The 13821-nt window shown below is 60.2% G+C and carries 11 protein-coding genes; 4 read left to right on the top strand and 7 right to left on the bottom strand.

Features of this window, described 5'->3' with window-relative positions:
• Positions 1-33 precede the first annotated feature (33 nt).
• From JMA46_RS00785 to JMA46_RS00775, 3 genes are read right to left on the bottom strand one after another with little or no spacing between them, the layout of a single operon-like run.
• Positions 34-660 (bottom strand): TetR/AcrR family transcriptional regulator, encoded by a 627-nt coding sequence (locus tag JMA46_RS00785; RefSeq protein ID WP_207343391.1) that lies wholly within the window; start codon positions 658-660, stop codon positions 34-36.
• 58 nt (positions 661-718) lie between these two features.
• Entirely contained in the window at positions 719-1981 is a 1263-nt protein-coding gene (locus JMA46_RS00780; RefSeq protein WP_207343390.1) for a HipA domain-containing protein, read from the bottom strand.
• On the bottom strand, positions 1978-2184 hold the full coding sequence (locus tag JMA46_RS00775; protein ID WP_207343389.1) for a helix-turn-helix domain-containing protein: 207 nt from the start codon (positions 2182-2184) through the stop codon (positions 1978-1980). Before JMA46_RS00775 ends, JMA46_RS00780 begins: the two co-directional genes overlap by 4 nt.
• Before the next feature lie 190 nt (positions 2185-2374).
• Here JMA46_RS00775 and JMA46_RS00770 point away from each other — a divergent pair, with 190 nt between their 5' ends.
• Together JMA46_RS00770 and JMA46_RS00765 are read left to right on the top strand one after the other, a co-directional pair.
• Entirely contained in the window at positions 2375-3667 is a 1293-nt protein-coding gene (locus JMA46_RS00770; protein WP_348770014.1) for an MFS transporter, read from the top strand.
• Positions 3668-3671: 4 nt separating this feature from the next.
• Complete coding sequence (locus JMA46_RS00765; RefSeq protein WP_207343388.1) at positions 3672-4670, top strand: D-glycerate dehydrogenase; 999 nt, start codon at positions 3672-3674, stop codon at positions 4668-4670.
• Between the two features lie 142 nt (positions 4671-4812).
• On the opposite strand, the gene JMA46_RS00760 is transcribed toward JMA46_RS00765, so the two are convergent.
• Together JMA46_RS00760 and JMA46_RS00755 are read right to left on the bottom strand one after the other, a co-directional pair.
• Positions 4813-5490 carry a DedA family protein gene (locus tag JMA46_RS00760; RefSeq protein ID WP_207343387.1) on the bottom strand — a complete coding sequence of 226 codons (678 nt, stop codon included), beginning with the start codon at positions 5488-5490 and terminating at the stop codon, positions 4813-4815.
• 77 nt (positions 5491-5567) lie between these two features.
• Positions 5568-6884, bottom strand: a complete 1317-nt coding sequence (locus JMA46_RS00755) for an alpha/beta hydrolase-fold protein (RefSeq protein ID WP_207343386.1) — start codon at positions 6882-6884, stop codon at positions 5568-5570.
• A gap of 229 nt (positions 6885-7113) precedes the next feature.
• Here JMA46_RS00755 and JMA46_RS00750 point away from each other — a divergent pair, with 229 nt between their 5' ends.
• The gene (locus JMA46_RS00750; RefSeq protein ID WP_207343385.1) at positions 7114-8544 is read left to right on the top strand and encodes an ATP-binding protein; all 1431 of its coding nucleotides are present in this window, start codon (positions 7114-7116) and stop codon (positions 8542-8544) included.
• Here the strand turns inward: JMA46_RS00750 and JMA46_RS00745 are convergent.
• A complete protein-coding gene (locus JMA46_RS00745; protein ID WP_207343384.1) occupies positions 8516-9202 on the bottom strand; it encodes a response regulator transcription factor in 687 nt (228 codons plus the stop codon). The two genes, JMA46_RS00750 and JMA46_RS00745, sit on opposite strands and share 29 nt — an antisense overlap.
• Positions 9203-9480: 278 nt before the next feature.
• Between JMA46_RS00745 and JMA46_RS00740 the strand changes: the two genes are divergently transcribed.
• Positions 9481-12120 (top strand): DUF2156 domain-containing protein, encoded by a 2640-nt coding sequence (locus tag JMA46_RS00740; RefSeq protein WP_207343383.1) that lies wholly within the window; start codon positions 9481-9483, stop codon positions 12118-12120.
• A 41-nt stretch (positions 12121-12161) separates the two neighbouring features.
• Here JMA46_RS00740 and JMA46_RS00735 read toward each other — a convergent pair whose 3' ends face one another.
• Positions 12162-13604, bottom strand: a complete 1443-nt coding sequence (locus JMA46_RS00735; protein ID WP_348770013.1) for a DUF5129 domain-containing protein — start codon at positions 13602-13604, stop codon at positions 12162-12164.
• Positions 13605-13821 lie beyond the last annotated feature (217 nt).

Genomic DNA, 13821 nt, shown 5'->3' with positions numbered 1-13821 from the left:
GCCTGCCGCGATTGGGGCAGCGAAACTCTGAAGCTAGTTGCGGGCGACCGGACGACCTTCGGCATCAAAGGACGCACCCACACCGGCTTGAATGAATCTGACGGCCGCGGCAATGTGTTCCTCGTCCGGGATGTCTGTATTGCGCCGTGAAGCGCTCGCCGTCAATGAGCCGTGAATGAGCTGAACAAGCCCCTCCACATCCGCCTCGGGCAGGAAACGCTGATCCATGCCGTCGCGCAGAATGCCCATCAGCAGCGAATTGAGTTCGCCCACGTGGACGCCCAACTTCGAGAACGACTCACTGGATAGCACCGACCGCATGGCAGGCCCGGGTGGCAGGTGGCGGCGGGTGAGGTCTTCCAGCTGGGCACGCACATACACGGAGAGCCGGTCCACCGGATTCTCCAAGCCGCCGAGCTTGGCCTTCAGGTCCGTGACAAATTTGCCGGTTTCATCCAGCGCATAGGCCACCAGAAGCTGTTCCAGGTCGGCAAAATAATTGTAGACGGCGGTTCTGCCCACGCCTGCCGTGCGGGCAACGTCTGTCATGGTCAGGCCGGGCAGGCCGTGGGTGAACAAAAGTTCACCAAAGGCGTTGAGGATTTTGCGCTGCGTCTGCTCGCGCTGCGCCGCGTTGGTTGGGGCGGCTATTCGTGGCATACGGCCATTTTAGCGTCATTACGTCAGTAAAAGTACTTATGCCCTTTTTGTGCGCGGGTCACCGTTGCATGGCGGCACGGCGAAGCCGCAAAACACGGACGACGGCGGCGCTGACGTGGCGCTCAAACGGCAGTTCCGCCGCGGTTATGGCAGAAGCAGAAAGAGCCTTGTCGATGCATTTGGTGACAAGCCGTTCAGGAATGTGCAGATCCCGGCCAAAGCGCAGCCAGTCGTTGCGGATAAGGCCTGTTCGGCTGCCGGCACTGCCACCCACCGGAAGTGCCATGCCCGGGTCACGTGAGGGATCTCCGTCGGGAAGATCGGTCACGATGCCACCGGGCACACCGGCGGCAAACCCCTGTTCAATCTCTGTTGCAAGCGTGCACTGGAGATCGTAGGCCGGGGCCACGAGCCATTCGCCGTTGGGCTGTTGAACCACTGAAATGTTCTTGGCATGCAGGTTTCCGTTGCCCGTCAACCAGGCGAAAAGAAATTGCAGGTAGATGTTACGGGCGGCCAGTGCCTTCGCCGAGCAAATGTTGATGGCCGCAGCAGCCACTGCTTCACTGGGGACGGAATATTTGCGGGCGGGCCCCAGACCCATCAACTGGGCGCAATCCTCAACTGCCAACGGCCCGGTGGGGGACCGGTCAAACCGTGAGACGAGCAGCCCTGCGTGGCCTGCGGCGTCGTGCACCAAACGTGATTGCGCCACTGGGATGGATAGGGCCCGGGCCTTGTTCACCAGCAGGAACTCCGCTTCAACCTGCCGCGCGTGGCTGGCGTCGTTGAACTTGAGGATGTAGGCACGGGTGGGATCCTTGTCGTGGCGGTAGGAGGCGGTGACCTTGTCCTGCAAGCCGGCCAGCGCTGAAGGGTCCACGGGGCCGGGGATGGTTGCATAGTCGAAAAAGTTGACGCTGTTCACGGTTTTGGCGATGGCCAACATGGGGGGCAGGGCCTGCGGCTTCTCTCCGGCTGGGACGATCTGGACGTCGCCCACAGGGTTTTCACCGGCGGCCAGCAGCAGTGAGAATTCGTCGGTGATGGTGGTTTTTGCAGCCCACCGCAGCTTGGCCAGCCGCTCGCCTTCCGGGAGCAGGCCGGAGAAAAATGCCGGTACACCGCCGTGGCCCAGCGTGACGGGAACATCGAGGGTGGGCAACGTGGAGGCTATGGCGGGGCCGCCGCCACTGAGGTAGCCGGGCAGATATGTAAAAATGACACCCAAACTGGGATGGCGGGTCAGCGTCGCAGCCGCACGGCCCTTCTTGTAGATCACGGCCTGGGCTATCGACTTCGCCTGGGCGAAATCCTTCACGACCCTTTGACTTTCAAACTCAAACTCATGCCCAAGGCAGTGGCTACGGCTGTCAGGATGTCCAAGCGCACCGTTTCCCGCCCATTTTCCAAGTCGCTCAGGACGCGGGTGGAAATGTCGGCCAGGTCCGCCGTTTCGCTCTGTGTAAGGTTGAGCGTCTTGCGGCGCGATCGCAGTATGGCACCCAGTTCGGCAACGTTCATGGCTTTTGCCTTCCGCGGAGCTTACAGTAACTTCTTGAAGGGCAGCAGGGGTGCTGCGTGGCTCCATCTTATGCCCGTCGGCTGCAATTTCGGCACGATCGTGCAGAAAGTATGCTGCCCCGTCAGCGGGCCCCAAGGGCTGGAAATTACAGCGTCAAGGCAACCACCCTACGTTCGCTAATGTTGAACAGTGAGCATCTACTTAGCAAAAAGACCATGGACCGGCCGCATTGGGGCGCTGCTGGGCATCCTGGTCATGGCCGTGAGTTTGCGCTCAGCCGTGTCTGTGGTTCCACCGCTGCTGAACGAACTGCGCGGCGAACTTGGCTTCGACGCCAACACCATTGGGCTGCTAGCCATGCTCCCGCCGCTCGTGTTTGCCATTTTTGGGCTCCTGACCCCCGTACTGATTCGCCGCTTCAGCCTCGAAAAGGTGCTGGTGGCCGCCGTCGTGCTGGCTCTGGTGGGGCAGCTGCTCCGTGTCACCACCGACCAAGTCTGGCCCTTTCTGGGGTTGACCGCCGTCATCATGGCCGGGTACGGGATCGGCAACGTGGTGCTTCCACCGCTCGTGAAAAAGTACTTCCCCGACCGCGTGGGCCTGGTGACCGCCGGGTACGTCACGCTCCTTGCGGTGGGCACAGCCATCAGCCCGCAGCTTGCTGTGCCGGTCGCAGAGGCCACCAATTGGCGCGTTTCGATGGGCATGTGGGCGTCTGTCAGTTTGCTCGTCCTGCTGCCGTGGATCATGCAATTCCTGCGTGACCGCAGCCAGAAGAACGACGTCGGCCACCTCACCGGGCAGGCGCCCCACCCCGGACAGGCAGTGGGGCAGGGTACAACGCCGAAACTGCGGCCCTGGCGCTCACCCGTGGCGTGGGGATTGGCGATCTTCCTCGCCGGCAACTCGGCGCAAACGTACGTGTATTTCACGTGGCTGCCTCCCTACCTTTCGGGAGAGGGCGTCGATACTGCGGCGGCAGGGTCGGCGCTGGCGTACTTTGCCATTCTGGGACTGCCGGTGAGCCTGCTTGTGCCTTTGTGGGTGCCACGGCTGAAGAATCCCATCATCGCCGTGTGTGTTTTTGCCGTATTCTGGGCTACCGGGCACCTTGGCCTGTACCTGGCCCCGCTGGACGGCACCTGGCTGTGGGTGACGTTTGCGGGGCTCGGCCAAGGCACGTTCGCCATGGCCCTGCTCATGGTGAATCTGCGCTCGCGCACCACGCATGGATCCGCGGTGTTGTCCGGGTTCAGCCAGGGCCTGGGCTACGCGGGGGCCGGTATTGCCCCGTTGTTCTTTGGCACCTTGCATGATGTCACCGGTTCCTGGACCGCGTCCTTCGCCACGTTGGGGGCCTGTCTGTTGGTGATGCTGACCGGAGCGGTGATGATCAACGCCAAGCGGTACATTGAAGATTCCGCTGCAGTTCCCGCGGCGCCCCCGGTGACAGACTACGTAGTTGAGCTCAAGGAGCAGTGAACGCATGAAACCCAGGATTTTGCTCACGGCAGCCATCCCCGAGCCGGGCATGGAATTGTTATACGACGCCGGTGAGGTCACCTTGCTGCCCGAGGTTCCGGACACTGCCGCACTGACAGCGTTGTGTGCCAGCGGCGATTTTGACGTGCTGCTCTCACGGCTGGGGGACACTGTGGACGCGGATTTACTGGCGGCTGCCAAGGTCCGCGGAGTCTCAAACTACGCAGTGGGGTTCAACAACATCGATGTGGAGGCAGCCACCAAGCATGGAATTCTGGTGGGAAACACCCCGGGTGTGCTCACCGATGCCACCGCGGATGTGGCCATGCTGCTCATACTTGGCACAGCCCGGCGTGTGGTTGAGGCCGACACCTTGGTGCGCTCTGGACAGTTTTCCGGTTGGAACCCAGAGCTGCTGATGGGCGCCGATGTGTCCGGACAGGTGCTGGGCCTGGCCGGCTTCGGCAGGATTGGCCGGGCCACGGCCCGCCGGGCGTTGGCGTTTGGCATGGACGTTGTCTTCTCGCCGCGGCCCCCGCAGGAGCGAATTGTTTCCGCTGATGAATTAGGCGAGTTTGCCGGCAAGGTCAGGCAGCTGCCGTGGGACGAAGTGGTGGCGCAGGCGGATTTCCTGTCCATCCACGTACCTCTGAATGGTCAGACGCGGCACCTGGTGGACGCGGCCGTGCTGAAAGCCATGAAACCCTCGGCCTTCCTCGTGAACACTTCGCGGGGCCCGGTGGTTGACGAGGCCGCCCTGGTCACGGCGCTTCGCGAAGGCGTGATTGCCGGGGCCGGACTGGATGTTTATGAGAATGAACCGGAGTTGGCGTCCGGGCTGACCGAACTGCCCAACACCGTGCTGCTGCCGCACATTGGCAGCGCAACCGTTCCTGTGCGCGGAAAGATGGCTGTGCTGGCGGCCAGAAATGCCATCGCCATCGGCAAGGGGGAAATGCCGGAATTTGCGGTCAACCCGGAAGCGTTCCGCGGCGCCCAATAACGCGGACGTAACGTAGGCTCGGGCCGGTGCCGGCGACCGGCCCGGCCGTGCGGGAAGGCACCTGGCCGGGCACCCGGCGTCGTACATGGATTGCCGCGGGAACATGCGGCACTGCGAGGTGGACAGTGGCTTCATGGCGGGATTACACGCGGGAATCTTGATTAAGCGGCTCTTGTGAGGAGAGCCCAAGAGCGGGACGGGCGCCTTCTTCCTTGCTGGCATTGCGTCGCTTTCGGAGGTGCCAGATGACGCTACCGGCGATGGCAAGGCCCACGAGGGCGAACGTCACGGTATGCCCGATGCTCTTTGCCAGGCTGAGGTAGGCGCTGCCCATGAAATAGCCGAGCAGGACTGCAGCGGTGCCCCAGATGATCCCGCCTGCAGCGTTGTAGATCAGGAAGCGACGGTAGGGCATGTGGGACAAACCAGCCAAAGCCGGCATGACCGCTCGGAAGAAAGCCGTGAATCGTCCGAGGAAGACTGCCGTGCCTCCGCGACGTGCCAAGAGTTCACGTGCACGGTCCAATTGTTTGCTGCGCTTCTTCAACAGACGAAAATTCAATATCCGCGGCCCAAAGTGGCGGCCCGCTTCGTACCCGACAGTGTCACCCAGAATGGCGGCCATAACGACCAACGCCGTGATGAGCCAGAGTTGCAGGTGGTGCTGACTGGCCATGACCCCGCCGAGGATGGCGGCAGTTGCTCCGGGAATGATGAACCCGATGAATAATGCGTCTTCCGCGAAGACCAAGGCTGTGATGAGCAGGTAAGCCACTACGGGTGTTACTTGAAGTACCGATCCGATGATCGTGTTGATCATGGCGCCACCGCCCTTTCCAGCTAAACCTCAGCTTTCCATGACAACGCTGAGGGGAACCTGAGATGGTGCAGGGCGCATCAGTGGGCCAGGCCAAGGCGGGGAGCGAGCCACGTCAAGGCCAGCGGCATGGCTTTCACGGGTACCTCCCAGGAGTGGCCGGCGCCTAGAACGCCGTGGGTGGTGATCGTCATCCCGGAAGATTTGGCGGCTGTGGACACTTGATCCATGTATCCGGTGAAGCGTGCATCTTGTGCGCCGGCTGCGAAGTACATCCAGCTGTCCGGGTAGTGGTTTTTCGCCAACAAAGTGAGCGGGACAACAGCGTCGAACGCGGCTGTGTTGCCGCCAAATGCCTGCTGAATGGTTACGGCCCGGTCCGCTGACAACGCCGGTTCAGCCTCACCGCTGAGATCGATAGCGGAGGGATAAGTTTTGGGGTGCATGGTCGCCATCTGCAGCGCGCATGTGCCGCCGAAGGAGAACCCGCCGACGGCCCAGTGCTGCGGATTCGGGTCGACCGTCAGCGTACTTTTAATCCAGGCTGGGACATCCACAGCCAGGTAGCTGTCTGTTTTGGCGATCTGTGAGTCCATGCACATGGTGTTGGCAGAGTCTGTTCCCGTGACATCAGGGACTACCACCACAGGTGCCAAGCCCTGATGAGAGGCGGCAAACGCGTCCATGATCTGCTTCAACTGACCGGCTTTCAGCCAGTCGGCAGGGCCCCCTGGTTGGCCGGGGATGAGGACCACCACTGGCAGCAGGGGCCGGCTTGGGGCTTGATATGCCGGAGGCAGGTAGACGTATGCGGTGCGTCCGGTGAAACCTGAAATACTGCCAGGGATCTGCGCCGATTTTACGGTGCCGGCCGCGGGCAAACCGGCGGGTTTGACCCAACTGTCAATGATTTGGGCGGAAGTTTTGGTTGGCAGGGCGGAGTGCGGTTGTTTTGCAGCTGTGGTGGGGGACAGTGGGGAAATGTTCGCAGTGCTGGCACCCGTAACGTCCCCAACAGTGCGGTAGGCGCCGTAGTAGATGTTCACTTGCATGGCTACGGCAGCGACAACCAAGGCCATGGCTACAGGAGCCAGAATTTTGCGCCACCAGCGGCTGGACACCAGATGCAACACCATCAGCAGGAAGGCAAACACGCCCACGCCAATCCACGCGATCACCTGCAGCGGCAGGTCATAGGCGCTGAGCGCGGCAACGTTGACCACGTACCAGTTGATGGCCCAAGCCAGGATGGCAGCCAACACCGCGGCAATAACCACGCTAATGGCCCACCTGCGGTTCCAGCGCAGCAGTAGCACGGCCCCCGCAATGCAGGCGAGGACGGCCAGTACCACCGGTAACGGTCCGGAGATCAGATCCAGATTGGAAATAAAATTCATTTCAGTGGTTTCCAGACGTCCGGGGAGAGGAGGGAACGGTGCTTTGATGAAGGATCAGGAAAGGACCATGGGTCGGACCCGGACAGGATGGGGGGTTCCTGGCCGGTTCCGTCCCATGGTTCTACTGTACCGGGGCGTTCCTGTGAGGATGCTGAGGCTCCTGATGGGGATGCTGAGAAATGGGTCCTCGTGTTTGTGCAAAAGTCACTTGCACAGGCATGGTTGAACCATGACACGACTTCGCTTGCGGCTGCCCTTCTCCCGACGGCGGTTGCGGCGTGCTTGGGGTGTGCGTAAAAGGGCGACGGCGACGGCCATCACCGTTGTTGCCCTCGCACTGGTTGCAGGTGGTGTGTTGTTGTTGGTGCTTTTGCAGACATCTTTGATTGCCGCCACTGAAACGGTAGCGAAGAGCAAGGCGGCGGATGTGGTGGCCCTGATCGCCGCCCATGATGTTTCCGAGGCCGCGCAATCAATGGCCGCCACTGCACGAGGCGGCCAGTATGTGCAGATTATTGACGCGCAAGGAAAAGTGGTCGCCTCCTCGGAAAAATCGGCAGAGAAGTCTGCGCTGTCAGAGTTGCGCCCCGGTCCCGGGAAAACGATCACTGATTCTGTCTCCAGCTTGCAGAGCATCGGAGACACCGATGAGTTCTTGATCGTGGCCAGCGGGGTGCAAACCGATGAAGGCAGTTTCACGGTGATTGTCGCATCGACGGTCCAGATCCAGGCGGACTCTGTAGCTACGGTGGCGTGGTTCCTGCTCGGGGCAACACCTTTGTTGTTGGTGGTGGTTGGCGCCGCGGTGTGGTTTTTAGTGGGCAGATCCCTGCGTCAGGTTGAGAGGATCCGTGGCCAGGTTGCCCGCATTAACGCCAGCCGGCTCAGTGAACGGGTGGAAGTTCCCGTCACCCATGATGAAATTCACCGCCTTGCCCAGACCATGAACTCGATGCTGGACAAGCTTCAAGCTTCCGATGCTGAGCAGCGCCGGTTTGTTTCCGATGCCAGCCATGAGCTGCGCAGCCCGCTTGCCACTATTAGTGCGGGGCTGGAAATCGCTGCAGCGGACCCGAGCGGGGAAACCTGGCGCGGGCTCCAAGACATGCTCAGCGGGGAAACGGCGCGTATGCGCTACTTGGTTGATGATCTGCTGACGTTGGCCAAAGCCAACGATGGTGGTATCCACGTTATGGCCGAAGATGTTGACCTCGACGACGTTCTGGCCACCGAAATTCGTCGGCTGCGGCCGCTGACCTCACACGCCATCAAAGCGAGCCTGGTTCCGGCCAGGGTCACCGGGGACACCCATCGTCTGGGACAGGTGCTGCGCAATGTCCTGGACAACGCTGACCGCCATGCCCGATCCGCGATCACCATAGAGCTCACCGCCAGCCCGGATGCGGTGGTAGTGGTCATCGACAATGACGGAGACCCCGTACCCGAGGATGACCGTGAAAGGATCTTTGAGCGTTTCGTGCGCCTGGATGAAAGCCGCTCACGCGAAAGCGGAGGCAGCGGACTGGGATTGGCCATCGCAGCAGGAATCATGGCAGCCCACCACGGCACCATCACCACAACGCAAACCCCTACCGGCGACTGCCGCTTCGAACTACACCTGCCCACCAGTCCTACACTGCAGAATCCCGATCTGCAGTGAGAAGGTAACCCATGCCGCGGACAGTGGACAGAGTGGATAAATTGAATGGGACGTCGACTTTGCGACGCAAGTAGCCTATGTAGACTTCCACCACGTTGTCACCGCCTTCAAAGGCCGGATCCCAGACGTTGTCGAGAATTTCGGCTTTGGAAACCACCTGATCGTGCCGGCGCATCAAGAATTGCAACAGCCCATATTCTCTTGCGGTCAAGGAGATGGCCTTATCGCCGCGATGAACGCTGCGGTTCATGGGATCCATCCGCAAAGTCCCCAATGTCATGACCACCGGGCGCTCCGGTGCGCCACGCCGGATCAAAGCCCGAAGCCGGGCCACCAGCACGAGAAAGCTAAAGGGCTTCGTCAGATAGTCATCGGCACCCAGGTCAAAGGCATCAGTCTGGTCGTACTCCCCATCCTTGGCGGTCAGCATCATCACAGGGGTCCAGATCTTGCGTGCGCGGATTTCCTTGAGTACGTCGTAGCCATTCTTCAAGGGCAGCATCAAATCCAAGAGAATCACGTCGTAGGGGTTCTCGGTGGCGGCCCAGAGCCCGCTGACACCGTCATGGACCACCTCCACTACGAAACCCTCGTTTATTAAGCCGCGGCGAACTGTTTCGGCCAGCAACTTTTCGTCTTCCACCAATAGAATCCGCATCTGCATCCTTCCGTCCTATAGACAGTATGGCTGGACTGGGCTGAGAAGTAACTGAGAGAAAGTTCCCTCAGGACCCTCTCAGGAAGTAGGTGGCAGGCTGACAGCAACTTCGCACAGCAGATCAGGAAGATCATGTTTCCCTACCCAGTCTCGGCAATTTCGGCTAATAGGCGCCTGCGGTCAGACCTTCGCTCCTGGTGGTTAGGGCTCGGTGTCACCATCCGAAATACTGTCCCCACCGGTATCTGGCCGACTACGCCTACAGTGCCGGCCCTGTGATGAAAGTCAGCGGCCTACTCGGCGTGTTCAAGACGTGGAGGCACGCGCCGGCAACCTGGGCTTTCGTCGTGTTGCTGTGGCTGCCGGTGCTGCTGACAGGCACAGTGCTCTCCGCGCACCATGGACCATGGCGATCTGCGATGGTTGCCACGCCGTCGTCTCTACCCGAACAATGGTGGACAGTCTTCACTTCTGTATTTTGGGAGCGGGGGTTAAGCGGTTATCTGGTGGGGACAGTTCTGCTGTTGATTGTAGGTATCCCGGCTGAACGCCGTTTGGAAAGCCTGCGCTTTCTTATCGCTGGATTAGCCACCCAAGCAGCGGGAATCCTGATAACCATCGCTATGGTGCATGGGATTCACACTCTGATGGGCAGCTGGTCGGCGCAACTGCTGACACACTCCTATCTGGGCCCTTCAGCCTTCGTGTTCGGTGCGGCCTTGGCTGCAACGACAACCCTGGGGGTGCTGTGGCGCCGGCGCTTCAGGCTGACTTTCTTCGCCTTGTTGTTGCTGCTCGCGCTGTACAGCGGTTCCTTCCCTGATTTGGTCCGGCTTGCGGCCGCCACGGTGGGTGTCTTCCTTGGCCCAGTGCTCTTCGGCCGCGTCCCCCGGATCAGTGTTCCGGTTTCCTCCCGCCGAGAAGCCAGGGTTCTGGTTGCGCTTATTGTGGCCGCATCCGCAGCGGGACCGGTCCTGTCAGGTTTGCTGCCGCACGCCGTCGGACCTCTGTCTGTTCTGCGATTTCTTTTCACCAACATCCAAACAGTGGATCCACAAACGCTTCAAACTCTGTGCTCTGACCCGACCCAAGTTCAGGACTGTGCCGCAGCGCAATTGCAGCTCCGTGCCGGTGCTGGCGGTATTTTCATGGCGATTCTGCCGTCTGTGCTGCTGTTGATCATCGCCGACGGCCTGCGCCGTGGCCGTCTTTTTGCTTGGTACGCTGCGGTGGTCGTCCAAGGGGGCCTCGCCATCCTGGCTGGCAGCTACATTGTCGCTGCGCTGATGTCTGCTGCCTCAACCACGTCACCAAATGAGGGCTTGGGGGCTATAGATGTCACTTCGTACCGCCACCCCTTGAGCCTGATACTGCCCCTTCTGTTGCCGGTACTGCTGGTGGCTCTACTTTTGCTGACGCGGAGACACTTTCGCGTCAATGCACCACCAAAAACCTACCGAACCCTCTTCCTGAGCCTCCTTTTTTGTACTGCCGCAATCCTGTCGGCCGTATACGTGCTGGCCGGGCTGGCACTGGCGTCAGGCTTCACGCCCGTGCCGGGGCTCCCGGAACTGCTGGCGGACCTGCCGGATCGTTTCCTCCCGCTGGGGTACTTGCTGGATCTGTCCCCGGCCTTCTTTCCGCAAAGTGGGGCCGCCGTGATCCTTTACGAAGGAATCGGTATCACTTTTTGGCTCATTGCGGCTGTTCTGATCCTGAGAACATTTTTACGGCCAGTTCACGATGCCCAAGGCACTGACACCCTCCGTGCCCGGAACATCCTCAAGGCCACAGAAGGTTCTTCGTTGTCGTGGATGACACAGTGGAGCGGGAACAGCTACTGGTTTTCCGGCTCTGGGAAGAGTTTCATTGCCTACAGGGTCATCTCAGGTATTGCCTTGACGCTCGGGCCTCCCGTGGGTCCGCCTGCGGAGCTGGAAACCACGATTGATGAATTTACCAACCATGCAGCAGAGCAGGGTTGGACCCCCTGCTTCTACTCCGTGCCCGGGAACGTCAAAGACGCCACTGCAGAACTTGGCTGGGGGTCCGTGCAAGTCGCCCAAGAAACCATCTTGGACCTTGCAGACCTGTCCTTTACAGGCAAGAAGTTCCAAGACATTCGAACGGCGTTGAACAAGGCAACCAAGGAGGGCATCCGCACCCAGTGGGTTTCCTACCCGGAAGCGCCGCTGGCCATTGCTGATCAAATCCATGCCATCTCTGAAGAATGGGTTGCCGAAAAGAAGATGCCCGAAATGGGCTTTACTCTGGGCGGCATTGAGGAGCTCAACGATCCGGAAGTACGCTGCCTGCTCGCCATTGACGAGGAACACACCATCCACGCCATCGCGTCCTGGCTGCCCGTCTACCGGGAGGGTGCCATTGTGGGATGGACTCTGGACTTCATGCGACGGCGCAGCACCGGGTTCCGGGCCAGCATAGAGTTCCTGATCGCGTCAGCCGCGCTGTCATGCAAAAATGACGGGTACGAATTCCTTAGCCTCTCCGGAGCGCCATTAGCACGCATCGAAACGGCAGGGGAGGGGGAAACCACAAATGTGTCGGAGCAACGGCGGGCCGCGTTGGACCGGCTCCTCCAACAACTGGGCACCATTCTTGAACCTGTCTACGGCTTCAAATCGCTGCTCACGTTCAAATCGAAATTCCAGCCGCGCTACGAGCCATTGTTCATGGTCTACCCCGATGCCGCTGCGCTTCCCAGCATCGCCAACGCCGTCGGCAGGGCCTACCTGCCCAAGGTGTCGGTTCAGCAAAGTCTTAGCCTTGCGGGAAAAATCATGCGCCGCCCCAGCAGGGTAAAGGCGAAAGGACCCAGCTCACAGCCCGGCTCACAGGCCACAAGCCCTTCGCACCCGTCGGAGCCGGTGAAATCCTTGCATGACGCCGATAGGTGAGGCTGCCTTTCTGCACAACCCTTTCCGCAAGACATGGCGAGCTAGAAACTGGAGGAACTGCCTGAACCGGAGAAGCTGCCGCCGCTGGAACCGTATCCGCTGCTGCTGCCTCCTGAACTGGAGCTGCTGCGTGAGGTGTCGACCTGTTGGCGGGCAGTGGTGTAGCCGTGGTTGAAGGAATGCACCGAGTAGAACATGTTCCAGCCGTAAACGGATCCCAAGATGGTGGACCTGCCCAGTTGCGCGTCATTCCTGCGGTTGAGGTCCATGGTGTCGCGCATGTGCTGCTTCTCAGAACTCGTTTTGGCGTACTTGTTGATCATGAGTTCTGAATGCTGCTGCAACATGCCCGTCAATTCGGCGCGAATGTCCCGGAGCTGGTCTAGGGCGGCTTCGGGAGAGATGAGCCCCGATTGGAAATCGGCGGCCAACTGTTGGAGGCTCTGGGTCCTTTGGGCGTGAAGTGAGGCCAGGGACGTGGTCGTGGGCATTCCCTGAGCTTCGGGTTGCGAGATCAACGCCGGGAGCTGGTTCAGGTCATTGAACAAGGCCTGGGACTGTCTGTCCCAGGCGCCTTCCCAGCCGGCAAACCTGTTGAGTAGGGTGTTGGTGTCTGCAATGACGTCGTCAAGATCGTCCAGCTCCGTTGCAAGATCGGCATACTTGCCAACCAGTTTGACGTTGGCGCCCTTGGAGAGTTCCTTCTGAGTGAGCGAGTGAACCTGCTGATTCAGAGTGATGGCTTCATGGTAGCGAGTGCTAAAGTCGCGGTACTTTTCCAGCACCAGAGCTCCGTAGGTGGACGATTCCGGGATAGTTTTCGCGTTAAGTTCGGTGACATCCAAGGCAAAGCTCACGCTGGAGTATGCGGTGTCCCCACGCTTGAGATGCTCGGCGGCCTTCTTGCGGTTATTGGACCGCACTACGGCACGGGCGCCGAAACCCAGGAGGGCGACGCCGCCGGCGATGCTTGCGGTGATGATGAAGCCCAAGGAGAGGTACCACGGCTGGTTAATCAGAGAGGCCCCCTTTTTTACTCCCGCAATAGTTCCATCCGTCCACTGGGCTTCGACAAAGAGTTTCTTTGCGGCGTCCTGAATGGCTTCGCGTTTTTGTAGTGACACCTTGCGGTCCTCGCCCATGTACGTGCCCACCTGACGGCCCACTGGATCGAAGGCAAAAATGAACAAGCCGTCCGCCCACTTCTGCCCGTCGGCGCTGATCCATTCCGGATGGTTGACACGTGCGTAGCGCAGGACTTCTTCGTTGAAGTTGTCGCTGGCCGTGCCGTTGCGGGTATAGATGGCGACCTTGGTGGGTTTGTGGAAGTTGACTTTTTCCAAGGCCGGCAGCAGTTGTGGCTGGTACAGCACTCCTGCGGTGTCCTCAATAACCACCTCGGTCGGTGTAGCTGCGGTAGCTGCGGGAGCGATTCCCACAATGGCCATGATTGTCAGGGCGAGAATTCCCAGAAACTTCTTCACTGTTCCCCATTTCCGTAGCAGCGTTGACCTACGACTCTACCGGCGCGGGTCAATCACAGTCAGTCGCCGGAGGAAACAGGCATGACGGAAACAGGCACACTGGCTAGTGCGTCGATGCAGGCGGGCAGTCTTTTGGCCGCTCGATTCGAGGTGGGCCCCCAACTCCCAACTTTTTTGGGAGTTGGGAGTTCGGGGTCCTGAAAGCAGCTGGGTCGCC

The organism is Arthrobacter sp. E3, from assembly GCF_017353415.1.
In the GTDB taxonomy this organism is placed as follows: Bacteria; Actinomycetota; Actinomycetes; order Actinomycetales; family Micrococcaceae; genus Specibacter.
Note: the sequence above shows the minus strand (reverse complement) of the source record. Positions and strands in the feature narration are given on the sequence as shown.

What these genes read in the sequence shown, in the direction of transcription:
- JMA46_RS00755 (WP_207343386.1), bottom strand. Translation starts at nt 6,884, where the DNA reads ATGAATTTTATTTCCAATCTGGATCTGATCTCCGGACCGTTACCGGTG.
- JMA46_RS00775 (WP_207343389.1), bottom strand. Translation starts at nt 2,184, where the DNA reads ATGAACGTTGCCGAACTGGGTGCCATACTGCGATCGCGCCGCAAGACG.
- JMA46_RS00785 (WP_207343391.1), bottom strand. Translation starts at nt 660, where the DNA reads ATGCCACGAATAGCCGCCCCAACCAACGCGGCGCAGCGCGAGCAGACG.
- JMA46_RS00750 (WP_207343385.1), top strand. Translation starts at nt 7,114, where the DNA reads ATGACACGACTTCGCTTGCGGCTGCCCTTCTCCCGACGGCGGTTGCGG.
- JMA46_RS00760 (WP_207343387.1), bottom strand. Translation starts at nt 5,490, where the DNA reads ATGATCAACACGATCATCGGATCGGTACTTCAAGTAACACCCGTAGTG.
- JMA46_RS00765 (WP_207343388.1), top strand. Translation starts at nt 3,672, where the DNA reads ATGAAACCCAGGATTTTGCTCACGGCAGCCATCCCCGAGCCGGGCATG.
- JMA46_RS00745 (WP_207343384.1), bottom strand. Translation starts at nt 9,202, where the DNA reads ATGCGGATTCTATTGGTGGAAGACGAAAAGTTGCTGGCCGAAACAGTT.
- JMA46_RS00740 (WP_207343383.1), top strand. Translation starts at nt 9,481, where the DNA reads ATGAAAGTCAGCGGCCTACTCGGCGTGTTCAAGACGTGGAGGCACGCG.